At 65.2% G+C, this 19,098-nt stretch carries 20 protein-coding genes; 10 read left to right on the top strand and 10 right to left on the bottom strand.

Translation table 11 applies throughout. The features are described 5' to 3' along the window. Positions 1-38: 38 nt before the first annotated feature. The 5 genes from AADZ90_RS14480 to topA all read right to left on the bottom strand — a co-directional run bounded on the left by AADZ90_RS14480 (position 39) and on the right by topA (position 4,895). Positions 39-329 carry a GNAT family N-acetyltransferase gene (locus AADZ90_RS14480; RefSeq protein ID WP_367310813.1) on the bottom strand — a complete coding sequence of 97 codons (291 nt, stop codon included), beginning with the start codon at positions 327-329 and terminating at the stop codon, positions 39-41. A gap of 19 nt (positions 330-348) precedes the next feature. Then, positions 349-975 (bottom strand): 3-oxoacid CoA-transferase subunit B, encoded by a 627-nt coding sequence (locus tag AADZ90_RS14475; RefSeq protein ID WP_367310814.1) that lies wholly within the window; start codon positions 973-975, stop codon positions 349-351. A 5-nt stretch (positions 976-980) separates the two neighbouring features. Beyond that, a complete protein-coding gene (locus tag AADZ90_RS14470; protein ID WP_367310815.1) occupies positions 981-1,217 on the bottom strand; it encodes a hypothetical protein in 237 nt (78 codons plus the stop codon). A 3-nt stretch (positions 1,218-1,220) separates the two neighbouring features. Beyond that, the gene (locus AADZ90_RS14465) at positions 1,221-1,916 is read right to left on the bottom strand and encodes a CoA transferase subunit A (protein WP_367310816.1); all 696 of its coding nucleotides are present in this window, start codon (positions 1,914-1,916) and stop codon (positions 1,221-1,223) included. Between the two features lie 273 nt (positions 1,917-2,189). Continuing rightward, entirely contained in the window at positions 2,190-4,895 is a 2,706-nt protein-coding gene (gene topA, locus AADZ90_RS14460; RefSeq protein ID WP_367310817.1) for a type I DNA topoisomerase, read from the bottom strand. Positions 4,896-5,011: 116 nt separating this feature from the next. Between topA and AADZ90_RS14455 the strand changes: the two genes are divergently transcribed. After that, entirely contained in the window at positions 5,012-5,443 is a 432-nt protein-coding gene (locus tag AADZ90_RS14455; protein WP_367310818.1) for a hypothetical protein, read from the top strand. Here the strand turns inward: AADZ90_RS14455 and dprA are convergent. Beyond that, positions 5,440-6,573 (bottom strand): DNA-processing protein DprA, encoded by a 1,134-nt coding sequence (dprA, locus tag AADZ90_RS14450; RefSeq protein ID WP_367310819.1) that lies wholly within the window; start codon positions 6,571-6,573, stop codon positions 5,440-5,442. The two genes, AADZ90_RS14455 and dprA, sit on opposite strands and share 4 nt — an antisense overlap. Positions 6,574-6,695: 122 nt before the next feature. Between dprA and AADZ90_RS14445 the strand changes: the two genes are divergently transcribed. Beyond that, positions 6,696-7,295 carry a GNAT family N-acetyltransferase gene (locus AADZ90_RS14445; protein ID WP_367310820.1) on the top strand — a complete coding sequence of 200 codons (600 nt, stop codon included), beginning with the start codon at positions 6,696-6,698 and terminating at the stop codon, positions 7,293-7,295. Position 7,296: 1 nt separating this feature from the next. Further along, the gene (locus tag AADZ90_RS14440) at positions 7,297-8,460 is read left to right on the top strand and encodes a serine hydrolase domain-containing protein (protein WP_367310821.1); all 1,164 of its coding nucleotides are present in this window, start codon (positions 7,297-7,299) and stop codon (positions 8,458-8,460) included. 255 nt (positions 8,461-8,715) lie between these two features. Here AADZ90_RS14440 and AADZ90_RS14435 read toward each other — a convergent pair whose 3' ends face one another. The 4 genes from AADZ90_RS14435 to AADZ90_RS14420 all read right to left on the bottom strand — a co-directional run bounded on the left by AADZ90_RS14435 (position 8,716) and on the right by AADZ90_RS14420 (position 13,243). Then, the gene (locus AADZ90_RS14435) at positions 8,716-9,879 is read right to left on the bottom strand and encodes an endonuclease/exonuclease/phosphatase family protein (RefSeq protein WP_367310822.1); all 1,164 of its coding nucleotides are present in this window, start codon (positions 9,877-9,879) and stop codon (positions 8,716-8,718) included. Between the two features lie 150 nt (positions 9,880-10,029). Then, positions 10,030-10,998, bottom strand: a complete 969-nt coding sequence (locus tag AADZ90_RS14430; protein ID WP_367310823.1) for an MBL fold metallo-hydrolase — start codon at positions 10,996-10,998, stop codon at positions 10,030-10,032. Positions 10,999-11,098: 100 nt separating this feature from the next. Beyond that, entirely contained in the window at positions 11,099-12,517 is a 1,419-nt protein-coding gene (locus tag AADZ90_RS14425) for a TldD/PmbA family protein (protein WP_367310824.1), read from the bottom strand. Between the two features lie 138 nt (positions 12,518-12,655). Then, positions 12,656-13,243: a TetR/AcrR family transcriptional regulator gene (locus AADZ90_RS14420; protein WP_367310825.1), complete on the bottom strand. Its 588-nt coding sequence runs from the start codon at positions 13,241-13,243 to the stop codon at positions 12,656-12,658. Between the two features lie 81 nt (positions 13,244-13,324). Here AADZ90_RS14420 and AADZ90_RS14415 point away from each other — a divergent pair, with 81 nt between their 5' ends. The 7 genes from AADZ90_RS14415 to AADZ90_RS14385 all read left to right on the top strand — a co-directional run bounded on the left by AADZ90_RS14415 (position 13,325) and on the right by AADZ90_RS14385 (position 19,096). After that, on the top strand, positions 13,325-14,728 hold the full coding sequence (locus tag AADZ90_RS14415) for a flavin monoamine oxidase family protein (protein WP_367310826.1): 1,404 nt from the start codon (positions 13,325-13,327) through the stop codon (positions 14,726-14,728). Positions 14,729-14,866: 138 nt separating this feature from the next. Then, positions 14,867-15,718 carry a cytochrome c oxidase subunit II gene (gene coxB, locus AADZ90_RS14410; RefSeq protein ID WP_367310827.1) on the top strand — a complete coding sequence of 284 codons (852 nt, stop codon included), beginning with the start codon at positions 14,867-14,869 and terminating at the stop codon, positions 15,716-15,718. A 64-nt stretch (positions 15,719-15,782) separates the two neighbouring features. After that, positions 15,783-16,712 carry a heme o synthase gene (gene cyoE / locus AADZ90_RS14405; protein ID WP_367310828.1) on the top strand — a complete coding sequence of 310 codons (930 nt, stop codon included), beginning with the start codon at positions 15,783-15,785 and terminating at the stop codon, positions 16,710-16,712. Further along, positions 16,709-16,909, top strand: coding sequence for a cytochrome c oxidase system small membrane protein (locus AADZ90_RS14400; protein ID WP_367310829.1), 201 nt, complete (start codon positions 16,709-16,711; stop codon positions 16,907-16,909). The genes cyoE and AADZ90_RS14400 overlap by 4 nt, the downstream gene beginning before the upstream one ends. Continuing rightward, positions 16,906-17,514 (top strand): cytochrome c oxidase assembly protein, encoded by a 609-nt coding sequence (locus AADZ90_RS14395; RefSeq protein WP_367310830.1) that lies wholly within the window; start codon positions 16,906-16,908, stop codon positions 17,512-17,514. The genes AADZ90_RS14400 and AADZ90_RS14395 overlap by 4 nt, the downstream gene beginning before the upstream one ends. A gap of 19 nt (positions 17,515-17,533) precedes the next feature. Continuing rightward, on the top strand, positions 17,534-18,325 hold the full coding sequence (locus AADZ90_RS14390; RefSeq protein WP_367310831.1) for a cytochrome c oxidase subunit 3: 792 nt from the start codon (positions 17,534-17,536) through the stop codon (positions 18,323-18,325). 111 nt (positions 18,326-18,436) lie between these two features. After that, positions 18,437-19,096 (top strand): SURF1 family protein, encoded by a 660-nt coding sequence (locus AADZ90_RS14385; protein ID WP_367310832.1) that lies wholly within the window; start codon positions 18,437-18,439, stop codon positions 19,094-19,096. Positions 19,097-19,098 lie beyond the last annotated feature (2 nt).

Below are 19,098 nucleotides of genomic sequence, written 5' to 3'. Positions count from 1 at the left end.
TATGGAGCCTTTCGGCAGATTTGTATCGGCGCTTCAGCTTATGCCTGAAAGAGATCGGCCCATTCCGGATGGCGGCGGCGCTGGGCATTCACGAAAGGGCAGAGGGGAACGATCTTGAAGCCGTCCTCTTTGGCGTCTGCGATCAGGCGTTCCAGCAGCTTCAGCCCGATCCCCTGGCCTTCGAACGCGGGCGGGACGCCGGTGTGGTCTGCGATGACCAGTTTCGGCGACAGGATCGAGATGGTGAGTTCGGCCTCGTCATCACCGTCGCGATAGACGTAGCGGCCCTTGCTGCCATCGACCTCTTTGGTGATTTTGTCGCCGGTCATCGGCGGGCCCGGGCGGGCATCAGACGATCTTGCCCTTCGTCTTCGACACGATCTCGTCCCGCGTCACGTCGGGGGCGAGCTCTGCGATATGCAGGCCTTTGTGGGTCACGTCGAGGACGCCGAGATTGGTGATGATCCGGTCGACGACGCCGGTCCCCGTCAGCGGCAGGGTGCAACGGTCGAGGATCTTCGATTCACCCGCCTTGTTCGTGTGATCCATCACGACGACGACACGACCGACGCCCGCGACGAGGTCCATCGCGCCGCCCATGCCCTTGACCAGCTTGCCGGGGATCATCCAGTTGGCGAGATCGCCGTTTTCGGCCACTTCCATCGCGCCGAGGATCGCCATCGCGATCTTGCCGCCGCGGATCATGCCGAAGCTGGTTGCACTGTCGAAATAGCTCGTCCGTTCAAGCTCGGTGATCGTTTGCTTGCCGGCATTGATCAGGTCGGGATCGACCTCGTTTTCCGTCGGGAAGGGGCCCATGCCCAGCATCCCGTTTTCGGACTGGAGCGTGACGTCGATGCCTTCGGGGATGTGGTTCGACACGAGCGTGGGGATGCCAATGCCGAGATTGACATACATCCCGTCCTCAAGCTCCTGAGCGGCGCGCGCCGCCATCTGGTTGCGATCCCAGGGCATCTTGGTCAGTTTCCTTCGATCAATTCCTTGCGGAGCGCATCAACGGCCGTATGCATCGCGTCCATCTTGTTCATGGTCATCAGCGCCTTGGCGGTTTCGATCACCAGCGAGTTATGGGCGCCCTTCGCCTCGTTCGGGAAGTGAGAATCGACGAGTTTCCGCGCTTCGAGGATCCAGCCGTAAAACTCTTCGGATATCTGCTTCCGAGTTTTCTGCGTATCCTGCAAATCAAAATCCTTCATGGCTCAACTCTCCCGTATGGTGCGCTGTTCGATGCGTTTTTCGTGATCTCCCTGGATCAACCGGTGAACATAAATGCCCGGGAGGTGGATATGATCCGGATCGAGAGAGCCCCGGGGCACGATCTCTTCGACCTCTGCGACGCAGACCTTGCCGCACATGGCGGCAGGGGGATTGAAATTGCGGGCGGTCTTGCGGAAGACGAGGTTGCCCGTATCGTCCGCCTTCCACGCCTTGACGATGGACAGATCTGCCACGATCCCCCGTTCGAGGACGTAGGTCTCTCCGTCGAAATCCTTGTGTTCCTTGCCGTCGGCGATGACGGTGCCGACGCCGGTCTTGGTATAGAAGCCGGGGATCCCGGCGCCACCGGCGCGCATCCGTTCGGCGAGAGTGCCTTGGGGGTTGAACTCGATCTCGAGTTCTTCGGCAAGATACTGGCGCATGAATTCGGCGTTCTCGCCCACATAGGATGAGATCATCTTCTTGACCTGCTTGGTCTGCAGCAGGATGCCGATGCCGAAATCGTCGACGCCGGCATTGTTAGAGGCGAAGGTGAGGTTCTTGGTGCCGGCGTCCTTGATGGCGGCAAGCAGGAGTTCGGGGATGCCGCATAGACCGAAGCCGCCCGCGGCGATGAACATGCCATCGAAAAGAAGCCCGTCGAGCGCTTCGTTCGCGTCGGCATAGATCTTCTGCATCCCAGAGCCCTTCAAAATCTCCCTCAAGCCGTTGTGGCGTGAGGGATCGCGGAATGTCAACGCGAAGCACGACCCAACGTCACCTAAAAGCAGACACCCCTTAGAGATTCGTCATACCGCCCTGATTTCAAGCAACATTTCCAGAAAACTGCGGTCTGTCTCGCTCAAGAAGGGTTACTCGCTCTCGAATTTCTCTCTTAGGTAGATTTTCTCGGTCCGGATCAGCCGTAGTCTGGCTTCCACATATGTCCTGAGCCCTCAGATCGAGCCGTCCTATCCCTTTGCCGCAGTCGGCTTTTTCGTCGCGGCCTTCTTGCGCGGGGCGGCTTTCTTTTTCGCCGGCTTCTTGCCGGATTTTGCTGCCCGGGCAGTAACGAGGGCGACAGCCTCTTCCATCGTGATGGCTTGGGGGTCGATGCCCTTGGGGATCGTGGCGTTGATCTTATCCCATTTCACGTAAGGCCCGTAGCGACCTTCCATCACGTTGACCGGGCCGCCGTTCTCGGGATGATCGCCTAGCTCTTTCAAGGGCTTGGCAGTTTGGCCTCGGCCGCCGCGCGTGGGTTTCTTGGCCAGCTCCTCGACCGCGCGGTTCATGCCGATGGTGAAGACGTCGTCGACCTCGGGCAGGTTGGCGGTCTTGCCGCCTTTCGCCGGATCCTCGCTGTGGCGCAGGAAGGGGCCGTAGCGGCCGATGGAGGCCCAGATCATCACGCCGTCTTCGGGATGGGGGCCGACTTCACGCGGCAGGTTCAACAGCATCAGCGCCTTTTCCAGGTCGAGCGTGTCGATGGGCCAGTCCTTCGGGACGGACTGGCGGGGTGGCTTCTTGTTCTCTTCGCTGACCTCGCCGCGTTGGACATAGGGCCCGAAGCGGCCATCGTGGAGCCAGATCGGATCGCCCTGATCCTCGCCCAGCATCTTGCCTTCGGGCGGAATGCCGGAGGTGGGGGCGGTGTCGTCGGTGGGCGGGCCGAAGGGGCGGGTATAGCGGCAATTCGGGTAGTTCGAGCAGCCGATGAAGGCCCCGCCGGAGCGGGCGGTGCGCATCGACAGGCGCCCTTCGCCGCAATTGGGACAGAGGCGCGGGTCCGAGCCGTCGGGTTTCGCCGGGAAGAGATGGGGTTCGAGGATCTCGTTGATCTTTTCGAGGACGTCGGTGATGCGCAGCTCTGACGTCTCGGACAGGGCGGCGGAAAAATCGCGCCAGAACCGGGCCAAAACCTCTTTCCAGTCGCGTTCCCCGGCGGTGATGTCGTCGAGCTCCTCCTCGAGCGAGGCGGTATAGTCGTACTCGACATATCGGCTGAAGTAATTGGCAAGGAAGGCAGTGACAAGACGCCCTTTATCCTCTGGAATCAGGCGGTTGCGGTCTTTCTGGACATAGCCGCGGTCTTGGATCCGGTCGAGGATCGACGCGTAGGTTGAGGGGCGGCCGATGCCGAGCTCTTCCATCCGTTTGACCAGCGTCGCTTCGGTATAGCGGGGCGGCGGCTGGGTGTGGTGCTGCAGTCCAAGCACCGCCTTGTCCGCAAGGATCGCGTGGCCGTTCGATTGCAGGCCGGAAGCGGCGGGCGCGTCGTCAATCACGTCGTCGGATTTGGCGCCGGCCTTGGCGTAGTCCTCGGACAGCTTGGTCGCGGCGGCGAACTCTGCCGGTTCGCCCTGCATGATCTGAGGCAGGATGCCTTCGTCATCGTCGGTCACGTCGTCACGGCCCTCGACATAGATCTTGAGGAAGCCCTCGAAGACGATGCGCTGGCCGGTGGCGCGGAAGCCGACCTGTTTGTCGGCGCTTTCGATTTCGACCGTCGTGCGTTCCAGCTTTGCCGCGGCCATCTGGCTGGCGATGGTACGCTTGTAGATCAGGTCGTAGAGCTTGCGCTGGTCGGCGTCGGAGATGCGCAACTTGTCGGTCGAGGCGGCCAGGTCCGTGGGCCGGATGCATTCATGCGCCTCTTGCGCGTTCTTGGCCTTATTCTTGTACATGCGCGGCGAATTGGGGAGGTAGTTTTCCCCGTAGACCGCCTTGATCGCATCGCGGGCAGCCATCACGGCCTCTGGCGCCATGTCGATCCCGTCGGTCCGCATGTAGGTGATGTGGCCCGCCTCGTAGAGGCGTTGCGCGGCGCTCATCGTCTGCTTGGCGCCGAAGCCGAATTTGCGCGATGCCTCCTGTTGCAGGGTCGACGTCATGAAGGGCGGCGCGGGATTGCGGGTGCCCGGTTTCGCCTCGACGCTGGCAATCTGGAAGCTTCGGGTTACGGCGGCATTAACGGCAAGCTCCGCCGCCGTTGCATCGCCCAGATCGAAGCGGTCGAGCTTCTTGCCGCCATGGACGGTCATCCGCGCTTCGAAGTCTTGCCCGCGGGGGGTGACGAAGATGGCTTTGACCGACCAGTATTCCTGCGGCCGGAACGCCTCGATCTCCATCTCGCGTTCGACGACGAGGCGCAGGGCAACCGATTGGACCCGTCCTGCGGATTTCGCGCCGGGCAGCTTGCGCCAGAGGACGGGCGAGAGGTTGAACCCCACGAGGTAGTCGAGCGCGCGGCGGGCGAGATACGCCTCGACCAGTTCCATATCGACCTTGCGGGGGTTCTTCATCGCCTCGGTCACGGCGGTCTTGGTGATTGCATTGAAGACCACGCGGCTGACCGGCGTGTCCTTCTTGATCGACTTTCGCTTGGTCAGCGCCTCCTGCAGGTGCCAGGAGATCGCTTCGCCTTCGCGGTCGGGGTCGGTTGCGAGAATCAGTTCGCCGTCTTCGGCCAGGGCATCGGCGATCGCCTTCACATGCTTCTTGCTTTCCGGCGCGACCTCCCACGTCATGTCGAAATCGTGATCCGTATCGACCGATCCGTCCTTTGCAGGAAGGTCGCGGACATGGCCATAGGAGGCGAGCACGGTATAGTCGGGGCCGAGATACTTGTTGATGGTCTTTGCCTTCGCGGGTGACTCGACGACGACGACGGGCATGAAGATCCTTTCGGGGAACGGAGGCTCGTGGCGGCGAGAGATGTGGGGTCTACGGGGGCTTTGTCAATGCGGGCAATCGCTGCCCGCGGTACGGGAATGAGAGGTAGGAGGACAGGATGCGTGGGATCTTGAGCGCATTTCTTCTTTGTCTGGCAGGGGTTTCGGCCGCGGCACCAGCCGAGCCGCCGCGCGGGTCCGATTTGCGGCGCGACATGCTGGATGCGCTGCGGCCGTTCGCGGAATACGATCTGGGGCCGCCGGTGGAGTTCGTGGTCGACACGCTGCTGTATGAGGGCGACCGGGGATTTGCGATCGTGAACGCCCAGCGGCCGGGCGGGCGGCGGATCGCGTTGAACCAGACGCCCATGGTGCTGCGCGACAACGAGCCGTTTTCGCTGTTCGACGGGACGCAGATGGTGGCGTTTCTCTATCGTCAGGGCGGCCAGTGGCGGCCCGAGGTCTATGAGATCGGAGCGACCGATGCGTGGTGGGCGGCTGAGGCCTATTGCGACGACTACGCGGCGTTCCTGAGCGGCGTTTGCCCCTAGGGTCGCGAAAGCAGGCCACCCGGGTGCCGCTGGATCTTGCCGTCGAGTTCGAGGTCGACAAGGGCTGGTGTGACTTCCTGCGCTGGGCCTGACAAGTCGCGGATGAGCTGATCCTCGGCGACCGGTGACGGCCCGAGGCGGGCGAGGATCTGGCTGTGGATCGCCGCCGTTTCCCGCAGGGTGCGTTTGGGCGGTGTCGGATCGGGCAGGGGGAGTTGCTCGGCAAGCGGCTGTTCGGGGGTTAGGCTTTCGAGGATGTCGGCGGGGCCGCGGACGAGGCGCGCCCCGTCGCGGATCAGCATGTTGCAGCCTGCGGCGCGGGCGTCGAAGGGGTGGCCGGGGACGGCCAGAACCTCCCGCCCCTGATCGAGCGCGGTACGGGCGGTGATCAGGCTGCCGGATTTCGCGGCCGCTTCGACCACGACGACGGCTTGGGACAGGCCCGAGATGATCCGGTTGCGGCGCGGGAAGTGGCGCGCCTGGGGCTGCAGGCCCATCGGCTGTTCCGACAGGATCAGGCCCTTGTGCTGGATCCCGTCGAACAGGTTCATGTTTTCTGCCGGATAGCAGATGTCGACCCCGCCTGCGACGACCGCGATCGTTCCGGTGTCAAGCGCCGCATTGTGGGCGGCGGTATCGATGCCGCGGGCAAGGCCCGAGACGATGATCTTGCCTTCCGCGCCAAGCTTGCCCGCAAGCGAGGCGGCCATGCGGGTGCCGAGGGAGGAGGCGTTACGGGCACCGACAAGGGCAATCTTGCCAGGCGCGTTTAGCAGGTCGACGCGACCCACCGCCCAGAGAAGCGGGGGCGGGTCGTCAATCTCGCGCAAGGCGGCCGGGTAGGCGCCACTGTCCCACCGGATCAGCGTGGCGCGGGCGGACTGGCCCGCCTTGAGTTCGGTCTGGGCGACGGCGGTGGGACAGGGGGCATAATCGTCGATCCCGGCTGCCCGGGCGATGGCGGGGAGTTCGGCCAGCGCGGCACGGGCGCTGCCATGTTCGGCGAGAAGGCGGAAGAAGGTCGAGACGCCGACGCGGCGGGAGCGCAGCAGGCGGAGCCAGTCGAGGTCCGAACCCTTCTGGGTGGAAGGGTCGTGGGTCTCTGCGGAAGATGTCCGGGCCTCGGTCAAAAACGGCAGCTCCGCCTGTTGCAATTCCAGTGATACGGCAACGCGGTTAACTGAAGGTAAACACGAAGAAAGAAATGCGGAGGGATTGCTGCCGGCTGCGTCATGGCTCTATCGTCCGGCGAATGGAGCTGCGCGATGGATATTTCGATGTGCCCGCGGGCAAGGTTGCGGCCGTTGTCACCTATCTCGATCGTGCGTTGCGGGACCTGTCGCCTGTCACCTCTGCGCCCGAAGGCGTCCGCCTTTGCGAGGTGTCGAAGCCGGATCCGGACGCCTATCGCAGGCTTTTCCGGAGGGTAGGATCGGAGTGGCTGTGGGCCTCGCGCCTCGCCTTGTCCCCCTCGGATCTGGCGAAGGCGTTGAGCGCGCCGGGGGTGGTGCTGTTCGTTCTTGAATGTGACGGACACGAAGCGGGCGTTCTGGAGTTGAAATTCGACGCGGAGAGCGCGTGCGAGATCGCGTTTTTCGGCCTGTCAAGGCAGGCGATGGGACGCGGCCTTGGGCGCTGGTTGATGGCTCAGGCCTTCGTTCGGGCGGTGGAGGGAGGAGCCAAGCGGGTTTGGCTGCATACCTGCACGCTCGATTCGCCTGGGGCGCTGGGGTTTTACCGGAAGATGGGGTTCCGCCCCTATAAGCGATCGGTGGAAGTGTTCGACGATCCGCGGCTGCGGGGGCTTTTGCCGGCCGAGGCGGCGCCGCAGATCCCGCTGATCGGAGGCTGAGATGGCCGCTGCGGGCGCCCGCGTGCTGCGCACGACGCCCGCCCGCCCGGCCGCGCGAGGGCGCGCTTGGCGGGGACGAGGTGCTATTTTATCAAGTCTTGCGCTTTGTGCTGCTGCAACGGTGGGCGTCGCAGACCCGGCGGCGCGGTTTCAGGCGGTGTTCGAGGCGGAAACCCGCGGGATGGGGACGGTCGCGGTCGGTGCTGGATTTGCGTTCGGAGATGATGCACCCACGCTTTTGGTGCGGGGCAACCGGTTCAAGGGATCGGCGGAGGCGGTCCCCGAGGATGCCACCTGGCATGTGGGGTCGATCACCAAGTCGGTCACGGCGACCCTCGCGATGCGGAGGGTTGAGGGGCAAGCCCTTGATCTGAAATCACCTTTGGAGGCGATTCTGCCGGATCTTGCGGAGGGGATGCATCCCGACTGGCGGCGGATCACCATGGACGAGTTGCTTGGGCACCGCTCCGGTTTGCCGCCGAACCTGCCGTATCGGGCCTTTTTGTCGAAGGAGACGGATGCGCGGGCGGAGCGGCGGCGGTTGCTGGAGGCGGCCTGGGGCAAGCCGATCCGGGGCGAGCGCGGGACGTTTCGGTACTCCAATACCGGCTATGTCTTGGCGGGGCATGTCCTGGAGACGCTGGACGGGCGGCACTGGGAAGCTCTGGTCGCCGAGGAGATTGCCGGACCGCTGGGGCTGACGAGCCTCGGGGCGGGGGCGCCCGATGGTCCGGGCACGCCGTGGGGGCATCGGAGCTTTGTCGGATATCTGACGGCTGTCGATCCAGGCGATGCCCGGTCGGACAATCCGCCCTGGATGGGGCCTGCGGGCACTTTGCACATGTCTCTCAATGACTTGCTCGAATGGGGCCGGGTGCATGTGGCGGCGTGCCGCGGCGAGCGGCCGGAATTTCTGAGCACGGCGGCTTGCCTGCGGATGCGGGACGGACAGGCGGAAAACTATGGGTATGGCTGGGTCGTTCAGGAGATGCGGACCCATGGGCTGACCGCTGTCTGGCATAACGGGTCGAATACCATGTGGTATGCGGTTCTGACTCTGATCCCCGAGCGGGATCTGGTGATCACCGTAACGCTGAACGCGCCGATGGGGGCGCAGGGGGATGCCTTGATGAATGCGCTGGCCGATGCGCTTCTGGGCGGGTGAAACCTTGCCGAGAGGTTAGGCGCGCGGGCTGTGGTTTTGGGCCGCGCAACCCGGGGGCGGGCGCGACTCATCTGTTAATGCAGGGAATAAGGCCGAAATGGCACTGCGGCATCCGGTCGGCTTTGCGTCGGCTTTCTGTCGGACATTCGCGGGCAACGGAGCGGGGTTAACGCGCCGCACGGTCCGGAAGTGTTGTCGAGAGGTTAAGCCCCGAGGCGAGTCATGCGTGACGGGCGATGGGTCTTTCCCCGATGTTCAGGCCGACCCCGAGACCTCGAAGTCGAAGGTGACGGGGAAGTGGTCGGAGGCGTCCTTGAGCGCGGCTTTGAGCTCTGGCTGATCCTCGAAGGCGCTGCGGGGCCGGAAGGGATTCCAGATGCGCCAGGGATCGGAGGCGGGATCGGCGAGGCGATAGATCCTTTCCGAGACGAGAATGAAGTCGATCAGGGCGTTCAGGAACTTGCCGGTGTCGCGCTGGTAGAAACTGGCGGTTGCAGGCGTCCAGCCGCTGGAGCCCGACCATTTGGGTTTCAGTGTCTGGGTGCGCAGGATGCGGTCGGGATCGCCGAGAACGCCCGCTGTGAGTTCGACCCCGGAGCGGCCGAAGCGGCGTTCGTAGAAATCGAGGCCGGGGCCGTCGTTGAAATCGCCGGCCACGACGACCGGTTCGCCGTCGTCGAGATATTCGTCGACCCGGTCGCGGATCCACTGGCTTTCGGCGAGAATGCGGCGGCGGTTGGAGAGATCCTTGATCTCGTCCCTGAGTTCGTCGGAGACATCGAAGACACCTTTCGATTTCACGTGGGCGCCGATCATCCGGAAGGTGAAGACCTCGGTGCCGCCGTCGAGGAGGCCGATCCGCGCCTCGAAAGGCGGGCGGGTGAACTGGTAGATCTCGAGGAGGCGGTCATCTTCGCTGTCGAAGGGATAGACCGTGTCGAAGCGGGGCGCTGTGTCGATTTTACGGCCGCGGAGTGTATCGAGGGCGAGGGGGAGCTGTTGTGCGCGCTCTTCGGTAGAGAGGTCGCGAAGCGCGGCTTCGGTCATCGCCAGCGGCTTTCCGGCGGGATCGTGGGCGACGGTGACCTTGGCCGGGTCGAACATCAGGGCGATTTCCTGCTGGCCGCTGGAATTGAAGCCGATGGCGGCGTCGCTGCAGCGCAGGTTTCGGTCTGCCGCGAAGTTTTTCAGCGCCGTGACCGTGTCGCGCGTGCCGGAGGTGGTGGTGCCGGGCGCCTCGATCACGAGGAGGATGTCGGGGTCGATCTCCTGGATGACAAGGGCGACGGCGTCGAGCTGTTCCTGCGCGGTGACGCGGTAGCGGGTTTCTTTGTCGGGATCGGGCGGGGTGGGCTGGTTGTCGGCGGTGAACAGCGCGTTGAAATGTTCGATGTTCCAGGTGGCGAGCCGGATCTGCATGGGGAAAACTCCTTAAGACTACCGTTTAACGTCAAAAATACCCCTCTATTAAACCACGAATTGTGTTGCGTGCCTATGACAGCCCGCCAGGGCGGCGGAGACCGGCGCGTCGGGCGCTGTGCCTGCGGAACGCGGGCGGCGGTTGGCAGCCTAGCGGAGAATGCCGGACCAGCGTTCGGGGACGTAGGCGAAGCCGTCCCCGGTTGCGGCGACGCGGCCAATCGACGGGAAGGGGAAGTGATAGCCGATGATCCGCGCGCCGTCCGCCGCTGCCCGGTCGAGGAGGGCGATGCGGGTCTCAGTGGCCTGAGGGCCGTCGGCGTCGAAGACGACGTGCCAATTGGGGTTGGCGACGAAGAGCGCGGGATAGGTGACCGTATCGCCGAGGATCAGGAGTTCTTCGCCCTCGCTTTCGACGTGGAGCACGATGTGGCCCGCCGTGTGGCCGGGAGAGGCAAGGGCGGTGATGCCGGGCGCGATTTCCTCGCCGTCGGTGATCAGGCGCAGGCGGCCTTCGTAGGCGGAGAGCTTGGTGCGGGCCTGGTCGGCGAAGTTTTGCATCATCTGGGGCAGTTGGCCGGTGCGGGCGGGATCGAAGAGGAACTGGTGTTCGGCCTCCGGGAACAGGATTTCGGCATTGGGGAAGGCGGGGGTGCCGTCGGGATTGGTCAGGCCGCCGACATGGTCGGGATGGTAGTGCGTCAAGACGACGAGATCGACATCTTCGGGCGCGATCCCGGCGGCGGCGAGGCTGCGGGCACCCTGGTCGATGGAGGGGTCGAAGAGGTCGCCGGTGCCGGTATCGACGAGGATCAGCTGCGCCCCGGTATTGATCGCGGTGAAGGTGTAGGGGTTGTCGATGAACTCTGTCGGCAGGAGCGCGGTTTGGAGTGCTGCTTGCACGTCGGCGAAAGGCGCGTTGCGGATATAGGTGTCGTCGATGGGGCGGCGCAGCTCGCCGTCGAAGAGGGTGGTGATCTCGAACGCGCCGAGGCGGGTGCGGTAGACGCCCGGCACCTGTTCGGTCGCCATGGGGGTGGTGGCCATGGCGCTGGGGGCGAGCGCCGCGAGGGCGGCGGTTTGGGCGAGGAGGGCGCGGCGGGAGATCTGGCGGGGCATCGGGGCAGCTCCTTTGGGCGGGGGATCTGCCGGATGACGTAAGGTGCGGCCCCGGTCGCGCAACGCGCGAACAGGGGCTGTGCGGAGGTGCGCGGGCCTCCTAGGTGGCTGCGCCGCCGACTGTGAGACCGCCGATCAGCATCGACGGCTGGCCCACGCCGACGGGGACCCATTGGCCCGCCTTGCCGCAATTGCCGATGCCGGGGTCGAGCGCCATGTCGTTGCCGATGGCGCGGATCTGGCGCAGCGCGGTGGCGCCGTCGCCGATCAGGGTCGCGCCTTTGACGGGTTCGCCGACCTGGCCGTCGCGGACGCGGTAGGCCTCGGTGCAGGAGAAGACGAACTTGCCGTTGGTGATGTCGACCTGGCCGCCGCCGAAGCCGACCGCCCAGATGCCGTCCTTGAGGTCTGTCAGCAGGTCTTTCGGGTCGGTCTGGCCGCCCAGCATGTAGGTGTTCGTCATCCGCGGCATGGGCGGGTGGGCGAAGCTCTGGCGGCGGCCGTTGCCGGTGGAGCCGGTACCGGTGAGGCGGCCGTTCTGGCGGTCCTGCATGTAGCCGACAAGGATGCCGTCCTCGATCAGGGTGGTCGCCGAGGAGGGGGTGCCTTCGTCGTCGATGGTGATGGAGCCGCGGCGGTCGGGGAGCGTGCCGTCGTCGAGGACGGTGATGCCGGGGGCGGCGATGCGTTCGCCCATCAGCCCGGCGAAGGCCGAGGTGCCCTTGCGGTTGAAGTCGCCTTCGAGGCCGTGGCCGATCGCCTCGTGCAGCAGGATGCCGGGCCAGCCGGGGCCGAGGACGACGTCCATCACGCCGGCGGGCGCCGGGACGGCCCTAAGGTTGGTGGTGGCGATGCGAAGCGCCTCCTGGACGAGCGGTTGCCAGTGGGTGGGGTCGATCAGCTGGGCGAGGCCGTGGCGCCCGCCGCCGCCGGCAGTGCCGGTTTCGCGGCGGCCGTTTTCTTCGGCGATGACCGAGACGTTGAGGCGCGCCATGGGGCGGATGTCGGTCGCGAGCGTGCCGTCGGGGCGGAGGATCGCGACCTCCTGATGCGAGGCGGCGAGGCTGACGGAGCACTGAACGACACGGGGGTCGAGGCCACGGGCATAGGCGTCGATCTCTTTCAGCGTGTCGATCTTGGCGGGGAAGGTCGCATCGAGGATCGGGTCGGCGTCGGTGTAGAGCTTGCGATTGGTCTGCGCGGGCGCGTCGGCCAGCGTGCCGCCGCCGTCGGCCACGGCGAGGCGGGCGGTGGAGACGGCGCGTTTGAGCGCGTGTTCATCGAGCGTGGTTGAATGGGCGTAGCCGGAGGTTTCGCCGTGGACGGCGCGCAGGCCGAAGCCTTCGGAGGCATCGTAGCTGGCGGTTTTGACCCGGCCGTCATCGAAGGACAGCATCTCGGACCGGCGGCGTTCGACGAAGAGCTCGCCGTCATCGGCGCCCGCGGTGGCCTCTTGCAGGTGGCGCAGCGCGGTGTCGCGGTCGAAGGCGGTCTCGAAGGGGCGGAAGGTGTCGGTCATGGGGCTCTATCCGGATGGGGGCTGTCTCAAGAGATTGGCCGTGTGCGGGGAGTTGCAAGGGCTGGGCTGTGATAGCGCGGCAGCGGGGGGCTTGGTAGGTCTGTCCTGGGCGCGTGAGTTCGGGGTGCCGGGCTCTGTTCAGGAGGAGAGCCCGAGGTCCAGTTTGATCTGATCGCGCAGGATCGATTTTGCGGTCTGCGGCGTCATCACCTGCTCTCCCAGAAAGACGGCGCCAGCGAGACCGTCGACGAGGGCGCAGAGGCGCCCGGCGGCGGCCGGAGTGCCGGGGCGGTGCCCGATGCCGTCCTCGACCAGGCGATCGATGATCCGGATCACGACTTGCTGCCACTGGATGTAAGCGGCCCTCACGACCTCGGCGAGTTCGGTGTCGCGCCGGGCTTCGTCGACTGCGTTCAGCCAAAGGCTCCAGTGGTGAAGATCACCGTCCGCCGTCATCCAGTCGACCAGCAGCTCGATCCATTGAGGTGGGGGAGTACGGTCGAGCGTCTGCTGCAGCTGGGCAATCTCGCTTTCGACCGAGTGCCGGACCGCTTCGGCGCGCAGGGTCTGCCAGGACTTGAAGTAATGGTGCAGTAGGCCCGATCCGACCCCGAGCCGCCGGGTGACATCGCGCGTGGCGGCCTGGGCGAGGCCTTTTTCGAGGATCACCGCATGGGCGGCCTCGATGATCTGCTGGCGCCGATCGGCCCCTGAAATGCGCGTCATGGACACCCTCGCTTGACAATTCGAAGTTGTTGAGCAAGTGCTCAATTGAACACTTGCTCAACTGATGGAGGCTTGGGGCAGATGGTCGAGACTGTCAATGTCGTCGTGGTGGGAGGCGGGGCTGCCGGGCTTTCGGCGGCGGTCGAGATCGAGGCGCAGGGCCTCTCCTGCCGCATTCTGGAAGCGCAGGCGCGGCTTGGCGGGCGGGTCGACACCGTAAGCCTTCCCGATGGCGGCGCGTTCGACCGCGGCGCGCAGCTGGTGAACGGGGACATGACGGCGGTTCTGGCGCTCGCGCGGGAGGCGGGGCTGGCCTGCCATCCGATCCCGGGCGGGGGCCGCGATCTTTGTGTGGTGGGCGGCGAGGTGTTGTCCCGGAGCGAGCTGATCTCGGCTGAGGAGATCTTCGAATTGCTGGAGGCCGAGATCGTGCGCTGGGACAGCCCGAAGGAGATCCTGCGCGCCCTGTGGCAGACCTATCGCTGGTGGACCACCCCGTGGGAGGGCGTGGGCGAGGCCGGCCGCGCGGTGAGCCGTGCGGTTTCCCGCGGGACGGCGCCGGCGGGCAGCCTGGCAGCGGCTATCGACGGGATGCTGCTTTGCAAGGAGGATGCGGCGCTGACCTATGCGATGATGTGCGAACTGACCGGTGCCGCGCCCGAGGCGCTGGATGCCGTGGCCATCCGGGCCGCCTTTCTGCGCTATGCGTCCGACCGGGACGATGCGGAGTTCCAGCTGGCCGGCGGGATGGGCGGGATCGTCGCGGCACTTGCCCGGAAGCTTCGGCACGAACCCCTGCTGGAGGCGTCCGTGCGGGAGGTGCAGGTGAGTGACGGTGGGGTCGAGGTGAACTCGGCCAGGGGGCGCCTGCTGTGCGACCGCGTCATCGTGGCCGTGCCGCCGCCCGTGGCCCGCGGGATCACATTCGGCATGGATCGGGAGGTAGAGCTTCGATCGCTGCTCGACGCGTTCGAGGCGGGGGACATGATCAAGACCGTTCTTCTTTATGGTGATGCGTTCTGGCGGCTGGACGGGTTGAGCGGAGCCGTGTCTTTCGCCGATCCGCCCGGTCTGGAGGTCCTCGATACCAGCCCCGGGGATGGCGGGCCGCCGCGGCTGACCGCATTCCTTGGCGGGCCGGAGGCGCGGTTGCGTGCCGCTTTGCCGCCCGAGGAGCGCCGCGCGAAGCTGCTGGACGATCTTGCGCGCGCCCTGGGGCCGACCGCCGCCGCCCCGCAGCAGGTGGCGGAAGCCCTCTGGATCGACGACGCCTGGGTCGGCGGCGGGTACAACGCCACTGTGCGCCTTGGCCGGTGCCGCGACGCAGTCGAGCGGCTGTCGCGCTGGGACGGGCCTGTGCGTTTTGCGGGGGCGGAGTTGTCGGACACGTTCTGGGGCTATGTCGAGGGCGCCATCCGCAGCGGACGCGCCGTGGCCCGGGATGTCGGCAGCACCGTCACAGGTGCGACGCGGGTCCGGGTGTGAGGCCCGGTGGGCCGTGATGGTTGGGTCCTCCGCCATACAGCCTGCTCAAAGCGTCTATCTGACGCGCCGCGATCGCTTGTCTCGCGCGGAGATATATGGTTTTGGACCGGCAACGAAGAACCGATGCCGGGACACATCATGACCGTAATCCGTAAAGCCGCGATTTCTCTTGCCGCAACCTTGGTTGCCGGTGCCGCCACGGCCCAGGATGCCTTAGGCGACCTGGAGATTGTCGGGGCGCCTGTCCCGGGGGGCACGGGGTTCCAGCCGTCGGCGACGGAGCTGGCGCGGGATGTCGTCTGGTTGGACACCATGCTGCTGGTGATCATCACGGCGATCACGCTGTTTGTGCTGGGACTGATGGCCTACGTGATCCTGCGCTACAACGAGCGGGCGAACAAGACGCCGGCAACCTTCACGCACAACTCGCCGCTCGAGATCGCCTGGACGGTGGTGCCGATCGTGATCCTGGTCTTTATCGGGGCGTTCTCGCTGCCGGTCCTGTTCAAGCAGCAGGAGATTCCGGAGGCGGATCTGACGATCAAGGTGACGGGATATCAGTGGTACTGGGGCTATGAATATGTCGATGACGACGTGCGCTTCGACAGCTTTATGATCGGGTATGGCGAGGGCAATCTGAACGACGGAATCGTCGAACAGCTGGAAGAGGCCGGATATACGGCCAACGAGTTCCGGCTGGCCACGGATACGGCTGTGGTCGTGCCTGTTGGCGCGACGGTCGTGATGCAGGTGACGGGCGCGGATGTGATCCATTCCTGGACGATCCCGGCCTTCGGCGTGAAGCAGGACGGGGTACCGGGGCGTCTGGCCGAGCTGTGGTTCGCGGCGGAGCGCGAGGGCATCTATTTCGGCCAGTGTTCCGAGCTGTGCGGGAAAGACCATGCCTATATGCCGATCACGGTAAAGGTGGTCAGCCAGGAGGCCTACGATTCCTGGCTTGAGCAGGCGAAGGTCGATTTCCCGGCCTAAGGATCTGGCGGGGTGAGCCCCGCCTTGCGGACGGATGTTGACCGTCCTGAGCGGTGAGAAACGAATGACGGATGCAAGCCTGAACGAAGGGCTCCCGCACGAAGCGGGGTTTGGCGACTACGTGGCGCTGTTGAAGCCGCGGGTGATGTCGCTTGTCGTGTTCACGGCGTTTGTCGGGTTGCTCGTGGCGCCGGTCAACGTGCATCCGTTCATTGGATTGGTTGCCATCCTGTGCATCGCGGTCGGCGCCGGGGCGTCCGGCGCGCTGAACATGTGGTGGGATGCCGATATTGACGCGGTGATGCGGCGCACGGCCAAGCGGCCGATCCCGGCGGGCAAGGTGCAGCCGGAAGAGGCGCTGGCGCTGGGGCTGGCCCTGAGCGGCTTCTCGGTCGTCCTGCTGTGGCTGGCGACGAACTGGTTCGCGGCGGCCCTGCTGGCCTTCACGATCTTCTTCTACGCGGTCGTCTATTCGATGTGGCTGAAGCGGTCGACGCCGCAGAACATCGTGATCGGCGGCGCGGCGGGCGCGTTCCCTCCGATGATCGGCTGGGCGGTCGCGACCGGCGGCGTGTCGATCGAGAGCGTGCTGATGTTCGCACTGATCTTCATGTGGACACCGCCGCATTTCTGGGCGCTCGCGCTCTTCATGAAGTCGGATTACGACGATGCGGGCGTGCCGATGCTGACCGTGACCCACGGGCGCAAGGCGACGCGGGCGCATGTGCTGGTCTATACGGCGTTCCTGGTGCCGGTGGCGGTCGGGATCGCCTTCACGAGCATCGGCGGCTGGGTCTATGGCGCGGTCGCGGTGGTTGCCAATCTGTGGTTCCTGAGAGGCGCCTGGCAGATCTGGCGCCGGGACGAGGCCGTGTCCGAGGCCGACGGCTACGCGGTCGAGAAACGGGTCTTCAAGATCTCGCTCCTTTACCTTTTCGCGCATTTCGGCGCGCTTCTGATCGAGGCGGTGCTGCGGGCCGGAGGGCTGACATGAGCTTTGAGAAGGTCGAACATGAGATGCACCAGCGGCGGGCGGGCCGGAACTTTGGCGTTCTGGGCGTGCTGATCGGCGTGGTGGCCATCGTCTTTGGCCTGACGGTCGTTAAGGTGTTGCAACTGGGTGATATCACGCAAATGGAGCGGTTCGATCACGTGGCACGCCCGCAGATCGTCCCGGAGGAGGAGCAATGAGCATCTGGTCCCGCATGAGCGATCCGCAGAAGACGGCGACGCAAGGGGTTGGTGTGGTGCTGTTGATGGGGTCGCTCGCCTGGGCGTCTGTCCCGTTTTATGACTGGTTCTGCCGGGTGACCGGCTTTGGCGGGGCAACAGGCGTGAGCGAGGTCGCGCCGGACGAGGTGCTGGACCAGACGATCACGGTCCGCTTCGATGGCGGGCTGGCGCGCGGGATGCCGTGGGAATTCGAACCGGTCGAGCGCACGATGGAAGTGCGGATCGGCGCCACGAACCTGGCCTTCTACCGGGCGCACAATCCGACGGACCGTCCGGTGGCCGGCATGGCGAGCTACAACGTGGCGCCGTTTCAGGCAGGCGGCTTCTTTTCCAAGATCGACTGCTTCTGTTTCGAAGAGCAGGTGCTGATGCCCGGTGAGACGGTCGAGATGCCGGTGGCCTTCTATGTGGAGCCCGACATCGTGGACGATCGCGAGGGCAAATATATCCACACGATCACGCTCTCGTACCAGTTTGCCGAGATCGACCTGCCGGAGGCCTATCAGGCCCAGGAGCAGGCCGCCTTGACAGGGCCCGCCGGGCGGGCCATCGACACGCAATAGAGATAAACGGGGACGCCACATGGCCGGTGCCAAGAACCACGACTATCACATCCTGCCGCCGTCGATCTGGCCCTTCGTGGGTGCTGTGGGCGGTTTCGTTATGCTCCTTGGCGCCGTCCTGTGGATGCATGATGGCGGCCCGTACCTGTTCCTGATCGGGCTTGTCGCGGTTCTGTTCACCATGTTCGGCTGGTGGTCCGAGGTCGTGGCCGAAAGTCGGGCGGGCGATCACACGCCGGTGGTGCGGATCGGGCTGCGCTACGGCTTCATCTTCTTCATCATGTCGGAGGTGATGTTCTTTGCGGCCTGGTTCTGGTCGTTCTTCAAGCACGCCATCTATCCGATGGAGACGTTCAGCGAAGGACAGTGGCCGCCCCCGTCGATCGAGACGTTCGATCCCTGGCACCTGCCGCTGATCAACACGCTGATCCTGCTGTGTTCGGGGGCTGCTGCGACCTGGGCGCACCATGCGCTGGTCCATGAGAACAACCGCGAAGACATGAAGTGGGGGCTGATCCTGGCGATTGCGCTGGGCGTGCTGTTCACGGGGTTCCAGGCCTATGAATACGCGCACGCGGCCTTCGGCTTCTCGGGCAATATCTATGGTGCGAACTTCTTCATGGCGACCGGGTTTCACGGCGCGCATGTGATCATCGGGACGGTGTTCCTGTTCGTTTGTCTGTTGCGGGTCTATCGCGGGCATTTCACGCCGGAGAAGCATGTGGGGTTCGAGGCGGCCGCCTGGTACTGGCATTTCGTCGACGTCGTATGGCTGTTCCTCTTCGCGGCGATCTATATCTGGGGCGGCTGACCACGGGCGCTCGGCGCTCCCTTGCGGGCGCTTCTCGCTGGGAGCGAAGAGGACTGTGAAGTCCGATGAGCGGCGCGGGGGTTTCCCGCGCTTTTCATTTGGGAGATCGGGATGAGGTATGCGGCGCCCTTGATCGTTGGGATCGTCGGTTGCGCGATCCTTGTTGCGCTGGGGGTCTGGCAGGTTCAGCGGCTGGCCTGGAAGCAAGGGATCCTTGCCGAGATCGACGCGCGAATGGCGGCGGACCCGGTGCCGGTGCCGGCTGCGCCGGATCCGGACGTGGATCGGTATCTGCCGGTGGCCGAGCAGGGTGAGATGACGGGCGACGAGCTGCATGTGCTTGTCTCGGGCGTGGCGGACGGCGCGGGCTACCGGGTGATTGCCGTTTTCGAAGAAGACGGGCGGCGGCTGCTGGTGGACCGGGGCTTCGTGCCTCTCGACGCCAAGGACGCCGCGCGGCGGACGGGCGAGATGATCGTGACAGGCACGCTCGTCTGGCCCGATGAGGTGGATCGCTGGACGCCAGAGCCCGACCTGGAAGACAACATCTGGTTCGCGCGCGACGTCCCCGCGATGGCTGCGGCTTTGGGGGCAGAGCCGGTGCTGATCGCCGCCCGGTCGCGAACCGATCCCGGCGTGACGCCTCTGCCGGTCGACACCTCGACGATCCCGAATAATCATCTGAATTATGCGATCACCTGGTTCTCGCTGGCGGTGGTGTGGTTGGCGATGACGGGCTATTGGATGGCGCGGATCCGACGGAAGGCCTGAAA

It is taken from the genome of Aestuariibius violaceus, from assembly GCF_040779325.2.
In the GTDB taxonomy this organism is placed as follows: domain Bacteria; phylum Pseudomonadota; class Alphaproteobacteria; order Rhodobacterales; family Rhodobacteraceae; genus Aestuariibius; species Aestuariibius violaceus.
The sequence above is the reverse complement of the archived record's forward strand: the minus strand, read 5'-3'. Positions and strand labels throughout refer to the sequence as shown.